We start from the raw sequence: 17,180 nt of genomic DNA, 5'->3' as shown, positions 1-17,180 counted from the left end.
CTACGGGCTTCGACTGCTGCTGGAATAAGCTAAGAATCAAATGATCTGAGTGGCGGCGCCACCGGCTATCGCCACCATTCCCGAAAAATTCTTAATCGACCGTTTCTTCTTCCAGAGCGTCGAACAGGCTCGAAGGCGTCTGTCGGAGCGCCTGCGCGAGCTTGGCGATCGTCGCCAGCGACGGCGACACCAGGCCGCGCTCGACTTCGCCGAGATAGCTGCGGTTGAGATTGGCGGCCTCGGCGAGTTTCTCCTGCGACCAGCCCTGCAACTCGCGCGCGCGACGGATGATGCGGCCGAAGGCCTTGTGGATCGCGTCGCTCAAACGGCGACTCCATTGGCCTGTTCCTGGCGCGTGTCCTGCCGCGTATGGGCCTGCGTGATGTTGCTGCCCGGCGGCACGCTGTGCGTGAGCCAGACGTTGCCGCCGATCGTCGAGCCACGGCCGATCGTGATGCGGCCGAGAATGGTCGCCCCGGCGTAGACGACGACATCGTCCTCGACGATCGGATGACGCGGCCTGCCCTTGGCGAGCGCGCCGTCGTCGGTTTTCTCGAAGCGCTTGGCGCCGAGCGTCACTGCCTGATAGAGGCGCACGCGCTCGCCGATCTCGGCGGTCTCGCCGATGACGACACCGCTGCCATGATCGATGAAGAACGACGGGCCAATGCGCGCGCCCGGATGGATGTCGATGCCGGTTTCCGAATGCGCGAGCTCGGCGATGATGCGCGCGATCAGCGGCGCGCCGAGCGTGTAGAACGGATGCGCGATGCGGTGATGGATCAGTGCGAGGACGCCCGGATAGCACAGCAGCACCTCGTCGACGCTGCGCGCCGCCGGATCGCCGCGGTACGCGGCTTCGACATCGGTGTCGAGCAGCGCGCGCAGTGCCGGCAGCTCTGCCGCGAAGGCGGCGACGATCGCGTCGGCCTGTTCACGCAGGCCGGCCGTGTCGTCGGCGCCGCCGAGGTGATTGCGGTAATGCAGTTCGAGCAGTACCTGGCCGGCGAGCGCCGTCAGCGCCAGGTCGAGCGCATGCCCGACGTAGAAATCTTCGCCGCCGCGACGCAGATCGGCCGGACCGAGGCGCAGTGGAAACAGCGCGCCGCGCAGGTGCAGCAGCGCATCGCGGATCACCTCGCGCGACGGGAATTCGCGATCGCTGCGATCACGATGCCGATGCTCGCGCCAGCGCTCGCGCGCGCTGCGCAGGCCATCGACCACCTCATTCAGATTCCAGCGGGACGCGTCCCCCGGCGCGACGATAGCGCTCATGGCCGCGGCTTTAATCCTGCACCCACGGCAGGCCGTGGAAACGCCATCCGTCACGACGGCCGCGATGCCGTTCAGCATCGAGTTCGCCTTCGAAGCCTTCGAGCACATTGAAGGCCGCGGTGAAGCCGGCCCTGGCGGCGGCCTCGGCGGCGAGTGCCGAACGCTTGCCGCTACGGCACAGCAGCAGCACCGCCTCGTGCTTGCCGACCTTGGCCTCGAGTTCGCGCGCGAAGCGGGGATTGCGCGTCAGCGCCGTGCCGGTCGCCCAGGCGACGTGCAGCGTGTCGGGGACGTGGCCGACGAATTTGCGTTCCTCGCCGCTGCGCACGTCGACGAGCCTGGCCTGGCCGGACTGCACCAGCTCCCAGGCGTCACGTGGCGTTACGCCGCCGGCATAGGACAGGCCGGCAGCGGCAGCGGCCTCACGAGCCTTCTCGAGGACGGGTGGCAGTGCGGTCGGCGTTGCTGCGGCCCTCGGCACCGGCGTGGCCGGTACCGCTCGCGCGGGATACGTCATCGAAAACTCCTGTATTCGGAAGCGATGCCGGCGGCTATAGCCGGCAGATGTTCCAAATGTAGGAGCGAAACTTAGGTGTTAAAAGGAACTGCTGATGCTGCGCATATGCTCTTTCGAGCTAAAGATCGGCGGCCGGCATCTCCCATCAGGCCTGCGGGGCGATCTCCACTTCGAGTCCCTCGAGTCTGCCGTTCAGCGAGATCTGGCACGACAGCCGCGAACCGGGTTTCAGCGGCACAAAATCGGCGAGCGCTTCGAGCATCATCGTCTCGTCCTCGCTCTTCGGCGGCAGCTTCGCCACCCAGGCGTCGGCGACATAGACGTGGCAGGTGCCGCAGGACATCGCGCCGCCGCAGGTGCCCTCGATGCCGCAGCCGGCGTCGCGCAGCGCCTCCATCAGCAGCGCGCCGTCGTCGGCGTCGACCGTCTTGTCGGCGCCGTCGCGATCCTTGACCCGTACAGCCGTCATGCTTCTGCTCTCCAATAAAAACGCCCCGGCCGCTGTGACCGGGGCGGGTGTCTCGGCCACCGCCGCGCTCAGATCTTGGCGAGCGTCGCCGCGTCGGCGTTGCTGTAGAACTGCTTGAACCACTTGCGGAACTGCAGCACCGGGCCGTCGCCGTCGCAGAGCAGCGGGTTCGGACGATACTTCTTGTTGTTCCAGACGATGAAGTCGACGCTCTCGAAGCCGGCGCTCTCCTCGCCCTCGGCGGCGCCGATCATGTGATCGATGACCTTCTTCGAGGCATGCAGTTCCGGCGTGCCTTCGGGATAGTCGACATGGCGGAAGCTCATGTTCATGCGGCTCTTCTCGGCGGTGATCGGCTGTGTGTACGAGATCATCGTCGCGGTGATGCCGTGCTGGTTGAAGCGCATGACGTTGAGGCCCGGACCGTAGGCGGTGCCGACGATGTAGCCGCGGCCGATGTCGAGCTTCATGACCGGGCCGTCATACGTCGCCTCGACCGGCGGGATGCCCGGCGCGCCGTGCAGGAACTTGAGGTGCGCGGTGTCGACGCCGTTCTCGGCGATCTCCTGGATGCAGGTGTCGGCGGTCCACGAGCCGCGCCGCGAGCCGGTGTAGCCGGTCGGATCTTCGATCTCCGGGATGTACGGCAGCTCGAAGCTCGGCTCGGCGCACTGCGGGTGATACCAGGCCCACATCATTCCGTACTTCTCGACCATCGGCAGCGTGCGCAGGATCGCCTGCTTCCTGACGATCGGCGGCGTGACCTTGGCGTAGGGAATGCTCTTGCACCAGCCGGCGGTGTCGTATTCCCAGTGATGGAACGGGCAGCGGATGTGCTCGCCGCAGACCTTGCCGCCGTGGCCCATGTGCGCGCCGAGGTGCGGGCAATACGGGTCCGACATGCCCGGCTTGCCGGACTCGGTGCGGAACAGCACCCACTCCTGGCCGAACAGCTGCACGTTGCGCATCTCGCCGGGCTTGAGCGTGTCCGCGTAATCGACGAAGTACCAGCCGGTCGGGATCGGGAACGGGCAGCGTTCCAGTCCCTGCGACTCGAGCAGGATCTTGAGATTGATTTGGTCACCCATTGCGGCCCGTCCTCCAGCTTGTTGCATAGCGTCCCCCGGCATCCGGCCGGAGCGTCCTGCGCATGGTCGCCGCAAGCGCGCGCTGCGTCTTAGTCCTTTCGGGCGAGGGGCGCGCAACGGCGCGCCGCGATGCGGGTTTCTCCGTAGGCCGAATTTACCTGCGCGCCCGCGCCGGGCCCGCGCAGGCCCGCCGATATACTCGCAACAAACCATTCATATTCAGGGGAAGCGGCCGATCCGGCCGCGGGCCACAGGGGGCTCGATGGGCAAGGTGCAGGGACGTATTGCGGGGATCGTGCTGCCGGCAGCGCTGGCCCTGGCGCTCGCGGCCTGCGGCGGGTCGAGCGGCAAGAGCAATCCGGGTTCGGACAATGGCGGCAGCGGCGAAGGCCGCGTCTTCCACATCGCGCCGGGGCCGACGGCGACCAGCGACATGGTTGCGGCGATGGTGCAGGCCGCGCCCGGCGATGTCATCGAGTTCGCCGCCGGCTACTACGAGCTGACCTCGTCGCTGCAGCTGACCAATACCGAGGACGTGCTGATCCGCGGCGCCGGCCGTGACCAGACGGTGCTGTCGTTCAAGCAGAACAACTCGCCGGAAGGCATCCTCGCCGTCAACGTGCACGGCATCACCGTGCAGGACCTGACCGTGCTCGACACCGGCGGCAACGGCATCGAGTTCCGCGGCGTCGATCACGGCACCGTGCAGCGCGTGCGCGCCATGTGGTCGTCCGGCGGCGGCCGTGCCAGCGCCACGCCGATCAACGCCGGCAACGCCTTCGCCAACAACGCCAGGCTGCTCAACGTCGCCTGCACCGATCCGGCGACGCAGGACCCGAACGACCCGCAGAACGTGGTCGGCGACACCAGCTCGCCGGACTACACCGTCTCGAAGCTGTCGGGCCGCTACGGCATCTACCCGGTGTCGAGCGAGAACATCCTCATCGAGGAATCCGAGTCGGTCGGCGCCTCCGACGCCGGCATCTACGTCGGCCAGACCAACACGGCGATCATCCGCAAGAGCCGCGCCGCCTACAACGTGTTCGGTTTCGAGATCGAGAACGTGCGCGGCGGCGAGTACGACGGCAACCTCGCCGAGTGCAACACCGGCGGCTTCCTGATCTACGACCTCGACAACCTGCGCCAGTACGGCGACCGCTCGGTGATGAAGAACAACACCGCGCGCATGAACAACACCTACAACTTCACGTCCGGCGGCATCGTCGGCAACGTGCCGGCCGGCAGCGGCATGATCACGCTGGCCTACGACCGCATCGACATCCACGACAATCTGTTCGAAGGCAACAACACCGCCGGCATCATCCACACCAGCTACGAGATTTTCCCGCAGGGCGCCGGCCGGCCCAGCGAGCATCGCATCGACTGGTACACCGAAGGCCTGCACATCTGGCACAACACCTTCAAGAACAACGGCAACCAGCTGCCGCTGCCGACCCTGCAGAACGTCATGTCGGGCGAGGTCTCGAAGCTGCTGCCGGCCGTGGTCGGCCTCAAGAACCAGGCCGCCTGCCTGCTGCCGCAGAACCTGCTCAAGTGTCCGGCGCCGCTGCTCAACCTGGCGCCGCTCGCCGCCGGCCAGATCCGCGGCGCGCACATCCTCTGGGACGGCCTGCTCGACAGCAACGACGCCGGCTGTCCGTATCCGAAGGACGCCAACGGCGAGGACGTGCCGCACGACGAGCGCGGCAAGCCGATCCTCACCAACGAGGTGCCGGACCCGAGCTGCCACTACAACCAGTACAAGTTCGACCAGAGCAAGGCCGACAAGCCGCGCATCCTGCCGGACTGGTATTCGTGCATCGACGACGACAACAGCTTCAGCAGCGACAGCCTCAAGTACGCGAACTTCCACGGCACCAAGGGCCTGGAACTGGTGATCTCGCAGAGCCTCGATCTCGGCGCGCTGGCGCAGTTCCCGTCGAGCTTCGACATGAGCTCGCACCAGTGCGTGTCGCAGTACGACAAGAATCTCGAGCCGCTGCCCGATGTCACCATCCCGCCGTTCCAGCGCAGCGGCGACTACGATCCGGCGCCGACCGCCGAGCAGATCGCCAAGCTGTGCGGCGCCGGCAAGGCCGGCGAAGTCAACTTCGACGCCGCCAAGGTCAACTGCCCGACGCTCGACCAGTACCACCTGTTCAGCGATCCGCAAGATCCGACCAGCGCGCCGAACGGCAACGGCACGCCGTACTCGCTCAATACCAAGCTGTTCTCCGACTACGCCGTGAAGTATCGCGTCGTCTATCTGCCGACCGGCACCAAGGCGGTCTACCGCGACGCCAGGACCGACGGTGCCAATGCCGTGGTCGTGTTCCCGAGCGGCACGATCATCGCCAAGACCTTCTCGTTCCGCGACGAGGCCGACGACAGCGAAACGCCGGTCGAAACGCGCCTGCTGATCAAGCGCGTCAACAACAAGGGCGTCGCCCGCTGGGACGGCATGGCGTACATCTGGACCACCGAGAACGGCAAGAAGGTGGCCAAGCTCGCGCTCGGCGGCGGCACGGCGTCCGTGCACTGGGACATGAAGGACGTCGACTCCGGCCTCGTGCACCGCGGCTCGACGGCGAACTACCTGATCCCCAATGCCAACCAGTGCCTGAGCTGCCATTCGCGCGCCGACCAGGAAGCCGGCGCCGCGCCGATCGGCCCGCGCATCCGCAATCTCAACAAGGCCTATCACAGCGAGTCGACGCGCATCACCGAGCAGAGCCAGCACGAGGTCGCCGGCGTCAACCAGATCGCCTACTGGTGCAGCCACAACATGATGGTCGGCTGCCCGGGCGATCTCGGCGTCGATCCGCTGACGCAGATCGCCACCAAGATCGAGCGCGTGCCGACCTTCAACAAGCCCGGCGATTCCGGCTTCGCGGCCGGCAGCGCGCAGGACGTCGAGGCGCGCGCACGCTCCTGGCTCGAAGCGAATTGCCAGCACTGCCACAACGTCAGCGGCTTCGCGGCGAGCACCGGCTTCTATCTCGACAGCCTGCGCAAGGTCGACACCACTTACGGCGTCTGCAAGCGCCCGACCGCCACCGGCCAGGAAGGCAACGGCGGCCGCAGCTACGACATCCACCCGGCCAACGCCGCCGATTCGATCCTCGAGTTCCGCATCAGCTCGGCAGCCACCACGCCGGCCGCGCGCATGCCGCCGCTGGCGCGCAGCGTGGTCGACGAGGAAGGCCACGCGCTGATCCAGCAGTGGATCCAGAACGTGGTGCACGCCGACGAAACGGCCTATCCGGGTTCGACGAGCTGCGCCAACTGATCGCGAAAATGGCGGTCGGCGGTATCGGAAGGGCGGGGCGCGAGCCCCGCTCTTTTTTGCCGCCCGCGTCGGGGCCCCATCAGCGACGCCGGCGGCCGCGTCCGGTGATATATCGAAAGCGCGAATCCGACTGATCGTGCGGATCGGCGTAAGGCATACTAGGCGGATGGGATGGGGGGTTCGCCAGCGTCTTGCCGCGGTATGGATCAGCGTTTTCGCGCTGGTCGCGCAGATGCTGCTGCCTGTCGCGCACGCCGAGGCGATGTACAGCCGCAGCGGCGATCCGCTGGCGTATGCCTTCTGCGGTCACGGCTCCGCGGAATTCCGTCGCGCGCTGCTCGCCGCCGTGCCGAAGGAAGTCCAGGACGCCGCCCGGCGCGCGACGCTCGCCAAGGCGACGTGCAGCCTGTGTTCCGTCCACGGTCTGCATGCGGCGGCGCTGCCGCGGGTTGCAGCGATCCTTCACGTCGCCACCCGACCGACCGCAGCGCGGTCCACGCTGCCGGCGATTCCCCTCGTTCAGCAGCTCGTTCTTCCGCCGCTGCGCGCCCCGCCCCGCACGCTCTAGAAGCACGCGATGCCGCACGCCCGATTCGACATCGGGTGCTTGCGGCCTTTCCAACGATGAGGGCATCGGCAGCGACGATGCCCGTCATCGCGCCTGATTCTCGAGAGGAACGCTCCCATGCAACCGCATCACCTTCGCGCCCGCGCCTTGTGCGTGGCGCTCGCGACCCTGTTCACGACCCTGTGCCTGCCGGCGCAGGCCGATCACGACGACCAGGCCACGCAAAGCCGCGCGGCGATCAGCGCCGACGGTGCCTGGCTGCGCGAACCGCCGCCGGGCGCGCCAGTGGCCGGCGCTTTCCTCACGCTGCGCAATGCCGGCGCCGCGCCGCGCAAGATCGTGGCGCTGCGTTCGCCGCTGGCGGCGCAGGTGCAGATCCACGAGATGAAGATGGTCGACGGCCAGATGCGCATGCGCGAGCTCGCTGATCCGACGGTGCCGGCGCATGGCCAGCTGGCGATGGCGCCGGGCGGCACGCACCTGATGTTCATGGGGCTGACGCGCCTGCCGAAGGCCGGCGAGACGGTGCCGCTGTCGATCCGCTTCGATGACGGCTCGCAGCTCGAGCTGCTCTTGCCGGTCCGCGCCGATGCCGCGCCGGCGTCGCCGCCGGACGCGATGTCCGGCCATCACCACGGCTGATGCGCGCATCGCCTCCTCATCGACTCGAATCCACCATGGACACGAAATTTTCCAACTCTTCTGGCGCGCCGCGCCTCGGCCGCCGCGCGCCGGGCCGCGCCTCCACCCTGCTGTTGTCCGCCTGCAGTCTCGCGCCGATCGGCGCGTTCGCGCAGAGCGACGAGCCGTCGCCGGTGGCCACGGTCGTCGTCACGGCCGAGGCCGTCGCCGAGCAGACCAGGCAGCAGCTGCAGGCCGAGCAGGCGCTCAATCCGGGCGGCGTCACGCTGGTCGACAGCGATGACCTCTACCAGCGCAATGTCTCCAATCTCGCCGACATGCTGCGCTACGTGCCCGGCGTGTGGGCGGCGAGCGGCTCGACCGGCGACTCGACGTTCTTCTCCAGCCGCGGCTCTAACCTCGACGCCACCAACTACGACGGCAACGGCATCAAGCTCTTGCAGGACGGCCTGCCGGTGACGACCGCCGACGGCAATAACCACAACCGCATCATCGATCCGCTGGCGGCGCGCTACATCAGCGTCGCGCGCGGCGCCAATGCGCTGACTTACGGCGCCAGCACGCTCGGCGGCGCGATCGACTTCACGACGCCGACCGCGCGCGACAGCGCCCCGGAGCTGTATCTCAGCGGCGGCAGCTTCGGCCAGGTGCAAGGCCATGCCAGCGTCGGCACCGTGAACGGCCCTTTCGACGGGCTGATCACCGCCGAAGGCCGCAGCTACGACGGCTACCGCGACCACCAGCAGCAGGAGCGCAAGGGCATCTACGCCAACAGCGGCTGGCAATTCAGCGAGGCGCTGCGCACGCGCTTCTATCTGACTTACCTGGACAATGACCAGGAGCTGCCCGGTTCGCTGACGCGCGAGCAATGGCAGGATGACCCGCGGCAGGCGGAAGCGGCCGCCGTGGCCGGCGACTATCACTACAACGTGCAGACCTGGCGCTTCGCCAACAAGACGGTCTGGGACATCGGCGCCGACAGCCATCTCTCGGTCGGTGTCTCCTACGAGGACCAGCAGCTCTATCACCCGATCGTCTACGCGCCGCCGTACTTCAGCCTGCTGATCGACACCAGGCAGCGCACGGCCGGCACCTCGCTGCGCTACGACCTGCGCCTCGGCGATCACCAGCTGCTGGCCGGCGTCGATTACAGCGAGACCACCAACAAGGGCGGCAACTACGACTACGAGCCCGGCCAGCGTGGCGCGCTGCAGACCGACGTCGACAACCGTGCCGACAGCGTCGAGCTGTTCGCCGTCGACCGCTGGCAGTTCGCGCCGAAATGGACCGTCATCTACGGCACGCAGGGCGTCGTCTCCAGCCGCGACGTGAAGAACACCGACGCCGCGAGCGGCGTGCTGACGAATCCGAACGACCACTACAACAGCATCAATCCGCGCGTCGGCCTGATCCACCAGCTCACGCCGGACGTGCAACTGTTCGCCAACCTCAGCCGTCTCTACGAGGCGCCGGACAACTTCGAGCTGCAGGACGACGCCTGCGGTTGCGACAAGGCGCTCGATCCGATGCGCGGCACGGTCGCCGAGATCGGCACGCGCGGCTCGCAGCCGTTCGGCGACAAGGACCGCTGGCACTGGGACGTCGCCGTCTACTACGCGAAGCTCCAGGACGAGATCCTGTCGATCGACGATCCGGACGCGCCGGGCACCAGCCTGTCGGCGAACATCGATGACACGATCCACGCCGGCATCGAGGCCCTGTTCGGCGCCAGCCTGGCGCTGGACGCTGCCGGCAGCCATCGCATCGAGCCGCTGGTCAACATCACCGTCAACCATTTCAAGTTCGATGGCGACGAGCACTACGGCGACAACGACCTGCCGGCCGCGCCGACCTACGCGATCAAGGGCGAGCTGCTGTATCGCCACACGAGCGGCTTCTACGCCGGACCGACCTTCGACGTCGTCGGCTCGCGCTGGGCCGACTTCAGCAACCGCTACAAGGTCGATTCGTATGAGCTGCTGGGCCTGCGAGCCGGCCTCACGCGCGAGACCTGGGAGGTCTATGCGGAACTGCGCAACCTGAGCGACAAGAACTACGTCGCCTTCTTCAGCGTCAAGGACGCCGCGGCGCCCGACGACGCCATCCTGACGCCGGGCGAGCCGCGCGCGCTCTACGTCGGCACGCGGCTGCGCTTCTGACGGTGCCTGCGCCGGTGCCGGGCCCGAGGCCCGGCACCGGCCGCCGCCGCGCTTCGACGCGACGCTGGTACCGTGACCCAGAGATGGCGGAACGAAATGAAACGGATGGCTTTTGCCGGGTGGCGAGGCGCGAGGAGGAGGCGTAGCGGGGACTACGGCGACGACGAACGACGCGGCCACGCGCCAAAAGACGTCGTTTCATGTTGCGATATCTCTGGGTCACGGTACCGGGGGCGGATGCGTCGGCAGCGACAATTGCCGCCGGCTCTCGAAACGCAGCTGCACGCCGCGCAGCGGATCGACGAACGAAAGCTCCCTTGCGAGCAGCTGCAGCGGCCGCGAATAGTCCTCGTGCGCGGCCCTTTCGTCGGTGGCGTCGCGCAGCTGCGGGTAGAAATCGTCGTTGACGATCGGCGCGCCGATCGCCGCCAGGTGCACGCGCAGCTGGTGCTTCTTGCCGGTCACCGGACGCAGCCGGTACAGCGCGAGATCGCCGGCCGGCGTAGCGTGCTCGAAGACGGTCTCGCTGTTCGCTTCGCCTTCGATCTCCCGCATGCGGAAAAACGGCTCGCCGGCGACCAGGCGCGAGCGGCGCGTGAACGGCAAGGCGAGGCCGTCGACGGCCGGCGCCAGCGCCTCGTAGCGCTTGTCGATGCTGCGCGTCGCGAACAGGCGCTGGTAGAGCCCGCGCGTCGCCGCCTGCGTCGAGAAGGCGACGATGCCGGCGGTGCCGCGGTCGATGCGGTGCAGCGGCGACAGCGCGTCGATGCCGAGTTCGCGCTTGAGCCGCACCAGCAGGGTCTGCTGCACGAAGCGGCCGGAAGGCAGGACCGGCAGGAAGTGCGGCTTGTCGGCGATCAGCAGGTGATCGTCGCGGTACAGCACGCGGGCCTCGAACGGGATTTCCGGCTCGGACTCGAGCTCGCGGTAGTACCACAGCGTCGCGCCGGCGCGGTACGGCGTCTCGGCGGTCAGCGGCACGCCGTGCTCGTCGACGACGAGCCGGCGCGCCAGCCGCGAGCGCCAGGCCGCCTCGCCGGTCTCGGCATAGCGTTCGAGCAGGAAGGCCAGCGCCGTGCGCCAGGCGCCCGGCGGCAGCCGCACATGGCTGGCGCCGACGCCGTCGCGGACCGGAAGCGGGGTTTTCATCACGCTCTTTATAAAGGGATTTGGCGATCGCCAGAAAACCGCCAGAGTTTCGCGCGGCGATTCGCTGGTGTCGCGGACGGCGCCGCGCTCCAATCGTCCGCCAGGGCCGCCATCGTGCGCGGCCCGACGCCGGCGACGGTCTTCGGGGGAATCCATGCGTGGCAAATTCGGATGGGCGGTGACGGCCCTGGCGCTGTCGCTGAATCTGGGGCTGGTCGCTTGCGGCGGGGGCGGCGGCGACGAGGGCGATGAGGCCGGCGGCGGCGAGGTCGCCCTGGTCGAGCCGGGCAAGACCTATCGGTCCGGCGGCGGTCTCGTGCCGCTCGACACGACCGCCTACGCGGTCAGCGGCACGCCGAGCGCCGAGATCGGCGGCAAGCCGGCGCCGCTGATCGAGTTCGGCGGCTATTACTGGGTCATGCTGCCGGCGCTCGACAGCGGCCGGCAGACGCTGACCCTGCGCGACGCGTCGGGCAGCTGGTCGACGCAGATCGACGTCAGCAAGCCCGAGGTGCCGGCCGACGCGCTGGCCTATCTCGACCAGCAGTTCGGCGACGCGCAGGCCGCCATGGAGGAACTGCGCGCGGCGACCGGCGTGAGCGCCGAGCGCGACTACTACGCCGCCCTGAGCGCCAGGCTCGCCGACGCGCGGGCCGGCCTGCCGGCGCTGAGCGCCGCCGACCGGCAGGCCATGGCCAGCTTCCTCGTCGCCAATCCGGACTTCGCGGCGACGCTGGCCAAGGCCGGCAGCTACGACCCGCAATGCGACACGGCGATGAAGCTGTACGTGGCGAACGTCGTCGCCCAGGTGTACTTCGTCGGCGCCGCCGGCGCCGGCTTCGCCGCCTACGCGGTGAACTTCGTCAGCACGACGGCCGGCCAGTATCTGGCGCAGTTCGCCTACTCGCTTTTCCAGCTGCACAACGAAAAGCAGAGCGCCGACACCGTGCAGAACCTCATCGACGCCTGCATCGACGAGAACCAGTTCGCGATCGAGCCCGCCGACGAGGCCGCCTCGGGCCGCGCCTCGCCGACGGCGAAGACCGCGACGAAGGCGGCCGGCGACACGCTGCTGACCTTCCGCCCCGGCGCCGCGCAGCCGATGCGCGGCTTCAACACCGTGCCCGCCGATCTGCGTTCGCGGCTGCTCGGCCTCGTCGACAGCGTCGGCAGCATGATCGGGACGCTGCGCGCCAAGGCGCTCGAGCTGATCGGCAAGGCCATGCCGAACTCGCTGGCCGGCGTGCCGCAGGAGCCGAAGGTGCCGGCGACCGCATCGGCCTACCGGCTCGGCCGCATCTCGAACCCCGACATCGTCGGCACGCTGACGCCGGGCAGCGGCAACGCGCTGTCGCTGAAGTTCGACTACGCCGCCGGCAAGGGCTCGGACCAGCCGGTCGACTTCAGCTTCACGCTCGTGCGCAATTCGAACGGCGTCACCGCCGGCACGCAGAGCGCGCGGCTCGGGCCGCGCATCGTCGCCGAGTCGGATCACTACGGCGACGGCTTCTGGCAGGGCGCCGGCGTCTACGGCTGCTATCTGTACTACGCCTACGGCAATTTCGCCGCCGACTACGAGAGCGCGCCGCCCGAAGGACAGCCGCGTGGCGTCACGCTCAGCTTCGACGGCGTCGCCCGGCGCGAAGCGCTGGACACGCCGGAATGCGCCGATTACCCCACCGAGAGCTGGGGCGTCGCGCAGACCTTCACCGGCACGGCGACCGGCAGCGACCGCGAGTTCAGCGTCGAAGGCGGCGACCTGCTCGGCCTCGGCTGGCCGACCACCGCGCACGGCTACCTCCTCAGCGCCAGCCACCTGAGCGGCGAGCTGTTCTTCCATCCGACCAACGGCGGCGAATCGCGCGGCGGCAACTTCGACGCTTCCGCCGAATAGACGCCGGGCCTTCAGAAAAAAGAAGGGCGCGGCGGTGGCCGCGCCCTTCTTCGCATTCCGCCGCCCGCCGCTACGGGTTCTGCACCAGCTTCGTTTCGCGGACCCCCTTCCGGCCCTGCGCCGCGTCGACCCGATGCAGCTGGCTGCGCGCCGACATCACGCCCATCTTCACTTCCTGCCACAGGTAGTAGACCTCGCCGGCCTTGGCGTCGAGCTGCACTTCCGAGTTGTTCTCGGCGTGCGAACGGATGGTGTGCGGACCCGGCGCGAGCAGCACGTAGATGTAGGTGTTGGCGGCGGTCTGCGCGATCGGCTTGTCGTCGACGTAGACGCCCATCTTGATCGCGCCGCCGATGCTCTCGTTGCGGTAGATGTAGACGCTCGCCTTGTCGGCGACCGGCGCGAACTGCTTGGCCGACTGGTCGGCGGCCGGCGGCGCCATCGGCACCGACGCGCAGGCCGACAGGCACAGCACCGCGGCGGCAGCGATCAGGCTGCCGAAGGGTTTGATCTGCATCATGTCTTCCCTGAAGTTGATGGACGGGCGGGACATCGCCCGGCGCATCGACTAAATCGGCCTCGGCCGTGCGGAAACCGTGCGCCGGATCACCCGACGAACAGCGCTTGCAAGCGCCTTACGGGGGCGTACCCTCGATGGGCCGCCCCCTGCGATGCCGGACGCGAAATTGCCGATCGCAGATTCGTTACCGCTTCCGGCGTATCGCGGCATCCATGGCATCGCTCCGGCGCGGCGCGGGTTCGTTTGCGCGAGGAGGAATGCCATGAACACGGTCGACACCGTCGAGTTGCTCAATCATCTGATCGTCATGTCCAAGAACGGCGAGCGCGGGCTGCGCGCGGCGGCGGACGAGGCCCATCACGCCGATCTCAAGCAGTCGCTGTTCGAGTATTCGCATTTCTTCGGCGACGCCGCACGCGAGCTGCAGGAGGCGGTGCGCCGGCTCGGCGGCCAGCCGAAGGAGATCGGCAGCTTCGCGCACACGCTGCACCGCACCTGGATGCACCTCAAGGTCACCGCGCTCGGTCGCGACGAGGACGTCATTCTCGACGACATCGAGGAAGAGGAGCGGCTGGCCGAAAGCCGCTACGCCGACGCGGTGCGCGAGGAGACGCCGCCGGAAATCCACGCCCTGCTCGAACGGCACTACGAACTGGCGCAGAAGCACCACGACGCCATTCGCATGTGGCGCATGCACGCACACGCGCACTGAGCGACGCGCGCGGGCGCGGCGCGCGGCATTGATGCCGACGAGGCACGGCAGTCGTGCGTCGCCGGCATGGCCGCGCGGGCGGTGGGGCGGGAAGGCTTGGCTACAATGCCGGCGTGTTACCGGTCGGCAAGCGCATGCCGGCCATTCGCATTCTCCGCACTTCCGAAGGAAAGCCCGATGGAAATCCGCCAGCTCGGCCGCTCCGGCCTGCACGTCCCCGTTCTCAGTCTCGGCACCGGCACGTTCGGGGGCGTCGGCGACATGTTCTCGAAGTGGGGCGCGACCGATGTCGCCGAGGCGCGGCGTCTCGTCGACATCTGCCTCGAGGCCGGCCTCAATTTCTTCGATACCGCCAACGTGTATTCGAAAGGCGCCTCCGAGGAAATCCTCGGCCAGGCGATCAAGGGCCGTCGCCAGGAACTGCTGATCTCGACCAAGGCCACGTTCCCGATGGGCCCGGGGCCGAACGATCGCGGCTCGTCGCGCCGCCATCTGATCAACGCCGCCGAAGCCAGCCTCAAGCGCCTCGGCACCGATCACATCGATCTGTATTTCATGCATGGCTTCGACGCGCTGACGCCGGTCGAGGAAACGCTGCGCGTGCTCGACGACCTGATCACCGCCGGCAAGGTCCGCTACATCGGCTGCTCCAACTTCTCCGGCTGGCACCTGATGAAATCGCTGAGCGTGTCGGAGCGTTACGGCCTGGCGCGCTACATCGCCTACCAGGGCTATTACTCGCTGGTCGGCCGCGACTACGAATGGGAGCTGATGCCGGCGGCGATCGACCAGGGCGTCGGCACCATGGTCTGGAGCCCGCTCGGCTGGGGCCGCCTCACCGGCAAGATCCGCCGCGGCAGCGCCGGCAGCGGGCGCATCGCGCAGGGCGGCGCCGAAGGCGGCCCGCCGGTCGATGACGAGCATCTGTATCGGGTGGTCGATGTGCTCGATGCGGTCGCCGGCGAAACCGGCAAGACCGTGGCGCAGGTCGCGCTGAACTGGCTGCTGCAGCGGCCGACGGTCGCCAGCCTGGTGATCGGCGCGCGCAACGAGGAACAGCTGCGGCAGAACCTCGGCGCGGTCGGCTGGAAGCTGACCGCCGATCAGGTCGCGCGCCTCGAGGCGGTGAGCCATCGCACGCCGGCCTATCCGTACTGGCACCAGATGGGCTTCGACATGATCAACCCGAAGCCGGTGCGCTGGTAGGCGCGCCGTGGCAAACAGCGCAGGGCCGCATCGTGCGGCCCGGTGTCTGGCGCGCGCGTCCGCGCGCGTCAGGGCATCGGCATGGCCGGATTCAGCTGCGCGAGAATGTCGGTGCGCGCGGCATGCCACATGGCGATGCCGATGTCGGTGGTGCTGGTGAGCAGCAGCGCCGCCGTGTAGCGCTGGTCATAGTCCATCCACGGTGTGGTGCCGAGCAGGCCCGGATCGCTGAGCTCGGGGCCGGCGCTGCCGCCGATGGCGTCGCTGTCGGTCAGCCACCAGCCGAAGCTGTAGCCGTTGAGGGCGCTGCCTTGCGGTACCGGCGTGTAGTAGACCGGCAGGCCGGTGATCTGATCCGTCTTGCCGAGCGCGATGTCGTTTGCCGTGAGGATCTGCGTCTTGCCGAGCTTGCCGCCGTCGAGCCAGAGCTGCGTGAATTTCAGGTAGTCCGCCGCGCTCGACACGGCGCCGCCGGCGATGCGCGGATTGCTGCCGCTGCCGTAGCTGAAGCTGGTCATGCCGAGCGGCCCGCTCAGGCGCTCCTGCACCAGCTGCTGCCAGGATTTGCCGCTGACTTTCTCGGCAATGTAGCCGGCGACCTGATAGCCCGCGCCGCTGTAGCCGAACTTCTCGCCGGGCCGGAAGTTGAGCGCCTTGTGGGCGATTTCCTGGGCGCAGTCCTGCAGCGTCGTGTTGTCGTCGTTCATGCACTCCGAGTCGAACGGCAGGCCCGAGGTGTGGTTCAGCAGCATGCGCATGGTGATGTCGCCCTTGAGCACGGGCCAGTCGATGCTGCTGCCGATGTACTTGCTGACCGGCGTGTCGAGCGCGATCAGGCCGTCGTCGACCAGGGTCAGGATCACGGTCGCCGCCGGCGCCTTGCTGGCCGAGGCGATCGGCACCACGGCGTCGGTCGTCAGGTCACCGCCGGCGCGCGTGTAGACCGTCTCGCCGCCGACGTTCATCGCGAAGCTGTAGCCGGTCACCTGGCCGTCGCCGCTGCCGATATAGCTGTCGAGCGTCTGCGACAAGGCGGTCCAGTCGTAGCTGGCCGCCGGATCGCCGGCGTGATCGCCGCCACCGCAGGCGCAAAGGCTGAGAGCGCTCGCGCAGGCGAGCGGCAGGAGAGTTTTCAGGCGCATGAGGGGCGAGGCGAAAGACGAAAACCCACTCTAGCCACGCTGCCTGAACGGCAGCCGAGCGGTCGGCACGACGCGCGGATTTCGTACAGGCGCGCGAAGTCGGCGCCGGCCGGAACGTGCCTCCGCGTTTTCTAGCGCCGGCGCCGCGAGCGGCGCGCCGCCTTCACGCCGCGCTGGCCGTCTTCAGCAGTCCCCGCTCGCGCGCCATCGTGATCGCCGTGTCCTCGATCATGTCTTCCTGGCCGCCGACCATCTTCTGGCGGCCGAGCTCGAGCAGGATCTCGCGCGCCGGCACACCGTACTTCTGTTCGGCGCGCCTGGCGAACAGCAGGAAGCTCGAATAGACGCCGGCATAGCCGAGCGTCAGCGAGTTGCGGTCGATGCGCACCGGGAAATCCAGGATCGGCGTGACGAGGTCTTCGGCGACATCGCTGACCTTGAACACGTCGACGCCGGTCTCGATGCCCATGCGCTTGCACACCGCGACGAACACTTCCATCGGCGTGTTGCCGGCGCCGGCGCCCATGCCGCCGCAGGCGCAGTCGATGCG

General features: G+C 68.2%; 15 protein-coding genes and 1 pseudogene. 7 read left to right on the top strand and 9 right to left on the bottom strand.

Annotated features, from left to right (window positions below; all coding sequences use genetic code 11):
- Positions 1-91: 91 nt before the first annotated feature.
- From K344_RS21370 to K344_RS0111370, 5 genes are all read right to left on the bottom strand, one after another.
- Positions 92-325, bottom strand: a complete 234-nt coding sequence (locus tag K344_RS21370; protein ID WP_043114379.1) for a helix-turn-helix domain-containing protein — start codon at positions 323-325, stop codon at positions 92-94.
- On the bottom strand, positions 322-1,275 hold the full coding sequence (gene epsC / locus K344_RS0111385) for a serine O-acetyltransferase EpsC (RefSeq protein ID WP_028080773.1): 954 nt from the start codon (positions 1,273-1,275) through the stop codon (positions 322-324). The genes K344_RS21370 and epsC overlap by 4 nt, the downstream gene beginning before the upstream one ends.
- Before the next feature lie 10 nt (positions 1,276-1,285).
- Positions 1,286-1,792, bottom strand: a complete 507-nt coding sequence (locus K344_RS0111380; RefSeq protein ID WP_084197332.1) for a rhodanese-like domain-containing protein — start codon at positions 1,790-1,792, stop codon at positions 1,286-1,288.
- 145 nt (positions 1,793-1,937) lie between these two features.
- Positions 1,938-2,261 carry a 2Fe-2S iron-sulfur cluster-binding protein gene (locus K344_RS0111375; RefSeq protein WP_028080771.1) on the bottom strand — a complete coding sequence of 108 codons (324 nt, stop codon included), beginning with the start codon at positions 2,259-2,261 and terminating at the stop codon, positions 1,938-1,940.
- A gap of 68 nt (positions 2,262-2,329) precedes the next feature.
- On the bottom strand, positions 2,330-3,349 hold the full coding sequence (locus K344_RS0111370; protein WP_028080770.1) for a Rieske 2Fe-2S domain-containing protein: 1,020 nt from the start codon (positions 3,347-3,349) through the stop codon (positions 2,330-2,332).
- A 271-nt stretch (positions 3,350-3,620) separates the two neighbouring features.
- Here K344_RS0111370 and K344_RS0111365 point away from each other — a divergent pair, with 271 nt between their 5' ends.
- The 4 genes from K344_RS0111365 (at position 3,621) to K344_RS21360 (ending at position 10,007) form a co-directional block, all read left to right on the top strand.
- Positions 3,621-6,638 carry a parallel beta-helix domain-containing protein gene (locus K344_RS0111365; protein ID WP_436278829.1) on the top strand — a complete coding sequence of 1,006 codons (3,018 nt, stop codon included), beginning with the start codon at positions 3,621-3,623 and terminating at the stop codon, positions 6,636-6,638.
- 166 nt (positions 6,639-6,804) lie between these two features.
- Positions 6,805-7,206, top strand: coding sequence for a DUF2946 family protein (locus K344_RS0111360; RefSeq protein WP_366508739.1), 402 nt, complete (start codon positions 6,805-6,807; stop codon positions 7,204-7,206).
- Positions 7,207-7,323: 117 nt separating this feature from the next.
- On the top strand, positions 7,324-7,848 hold the full coding sequence (locus K344_RS21365; RefSeq protein WP_084197330.1) for a copper chaperone PCu(A)C: 525 nt from the start codon (positions 7,324-7,326) through the stop codon (positions 7,846-7,848).
- A 35-nt stretch (positions 7,849-7,883) separates the two neighbouring features.
- Complete coding sequence (locus tag K344_RS21360; protein ID WP_084197328.1) at positions 7,884-10,007, top strand: TonB-dependent receptor family protein; 2,124 nt, start codon at positions 7,884-7,886, stop codon at positions 10,005-10,007.
- A gap of 219 nt (positions 10,008-10,226) precedes the next feature.
- Here the strand turns inward: K344_RS21360 and K344_RS0111345 are convergent, their stop codons facing one another.
- Positions 10,227-11,156 carry a pseudouridine synthase gene (locus tag K344_RS0111345; protein WP_211234526.1) on the bottom strand — a complete coding sequence of 310 codons (930 nt, stop codon included), beginning with the start codon at positions 11,154-11,156 and terminating at the stop codon, positions 10,227-10,229.
- 154 nt (positions 11,157-11,310) lie between these two features.
- Here K344_RS0111345 and K344_RS0111340 point away from each other — a divergent pair, with 154 nt between their 5' ends.
- Positions 11,311-13,050 (top strand): hypothetical protein, encoded by a 1,740-nt coding sequence (locus K344_RS0111340; RefSeq protein WP_028080766.1) that lies wholly within the window; start codon positions 11,311-11,313, stop codon positions 13,048-13,050.
- 70 nt (positions 13,051-13,120) lie between these two features.
- Here K344_RS0111340 and K344_RS0111335 read toward each other — a convergent pair whose 3' ends face one another.
- Positions 13,121-13,567: a DUF2846 domain-containing protein gene (locus K344_RS0111335; RefSeq protein WP_028080765.1), complete on the bottom strand. Its 447-nt coding sequence runs from the start codon at positions 13,565-13,567 to the stop codon at positions 13,121-13,123.
- 265 nt (positions 13,568-13,832) lie between these two features.
- Between K344_RS0111335 and K344_RS0111330 the strand changes: the two genes are divergently transcribed.
- Both K344_RS0111330 and K344_RS0111325 read left to right on the top strand, forming a co-directional pair.
- Entirely contained in the window at positions 13,833-14,282 is a 450-nt protein-coding gene (locus K344_RS0111330) for a PA2169 family four-helix-bundle protein (protein WP_028080764.1), read from the top strand.
- Positions 14,283-14,459: 177 nt separating this feature from the next.
- The gene (locus K344_RS0111325; RefSeq protein WP_028080763.1) at positions 14,460-15,488 is read left to right on the top strand and encodes an aldo/keto reductase; all 1,029 of its coding nucleotides are present in this window, start codon (positions 14,460-14,462) and stop codon (positions 15,486-15,488) included.
- 68 nt (positions 15,489-15,556) lie between these two features.
- Here K344_RS0111325 and K344_RS0111320 read toward each other — a convergent pair whose 3' ends face one another.
- Entirely contained in the window at positions 15,557-16,630 is a 1,074-nt protein-coding gene (locus K344_RS0111320) for a serine hydrolase domain-containing protein (protein ID WP_028080762.1), read from the bottom strand.
- A 163-nt stretch (positions 16,631-16,793) separates the two neighbouring features.
- A pseudogene (locus tag K344_RS0111315) lies at positions 16,794-17,180 on the bottom strand (4-hydroxy-2-oxovalerate aldolase); the annotation flags it as partial.

This window comes from Solimonas soli DSM 21787, from assembly GCF_000474945.1.
Classification (GTDB): domain Bacteria; phylum Pseudomonadota; class Gammaproteobacteria; order Nevskiales; family Nevskiaceae; genus Solimonas; species Solimonas soli.
The sequence above is the reverse complement of the archived record's forward strand: the minus strand, read 5'-3'. Positions and strand labels throughout refer to the sequence as shown.

Excerpts from the sequence above, each read along its gene's own strand:
- K344_RS0111335 (WP_028080765.1), bottom strand. The coding sequence starts at position 13,567 with ATGCAGATCAAACCCTTCGGCAGCCTGATCGCTGCCGCCGCGGTGCTG.
- K344_RS21365 (WP_084197330.1), top strand. The coding sequence starts at position 7,324 with ATGCAACCGCATCACCTTCGCGCCCGCGCCTTGTGCGTGGCGCTCGCG.
- K344_RS0111380 (WP_084197332.1), bottom strand. The coding sequence starts at position 1,792 with ATGACGTATCCCGCGCGAGCGGTACCGGCCACGCCGGTGCCGAGGGCC.
- epsC (WP_028080773.1), bottom strand. The coding sequence starts at position 1,275 with ATGAGCGCTATCGTCGCGCCGGGGGACGCGTCCCGCTGGAATCTGAAT.
- K344_RS0111345 (WP_211234526.1), bottom strand. The coding sequence starts at position 11,156 with ATGAAAACCCCGCTTCCGGTCCGCGACGGCGTCGGCGCCAGCCATGTG.
- K344_RS21360 (WP_084197328.1), top strand. The coding sequence starts at position 7,884 with ATGGACACGAAATTTTCCAACTCTTCTGGCGCGCCGCGCCTCGGCCGC.
- K344_RS0111375 (WP_028080771.1), bottom strand. The coding sequence starts at position 2,261 with ATGACGGCTGTACGGGTCAAGGATCGCGACGGCGCCGACAAGACGGTC.
- K344_RS0111320 (WP_028080762.1), bottom strand. The coding sequence starts at position 16,630 with ATGCGCCTGAAAACTCTCCTGCCGCTCGCCTGCGCGAGCGCTCTCAGC.
- K344_RS0111360 (WP_366508739.1), top strand. The coding sequence starts at position 6,805 with ATGGGATGGGGGGTTCGCCAGCGTCTTGCCGCGGTATGGATCAGCGTT.
- K344_RS0111330 (WP_028080764.1), top strand. The coding sequence starts at position 13,833 with ATGAACACGGTCGACACCGTCGAGTTGCTCAATCATCTGATCGTCATG.
- K344_RS0111325 (WP_028080763.1), top strand. The coding sequence starts at position 14,460 with ATGGAAATCCGCCAGCTCGGCCGCTCCGGCCTGCACGTCCCCGTTCTC.
- K344_RS0111370 (WP_028080770.1), bottom strand. The coding sequence starts at position 3,349 with ATGGGTGACCAAATCAATCTCAAGATCCTGCTCGAGTCGCAGGGACTG.
- K344_RS0111340 (WP_028080766.1), top strand. The coding sequence starts at position 11,311 with ATGCGTGGCAAATTCGGATGGGCGGTGACGGCCCTGGCGCTGTCGCTG.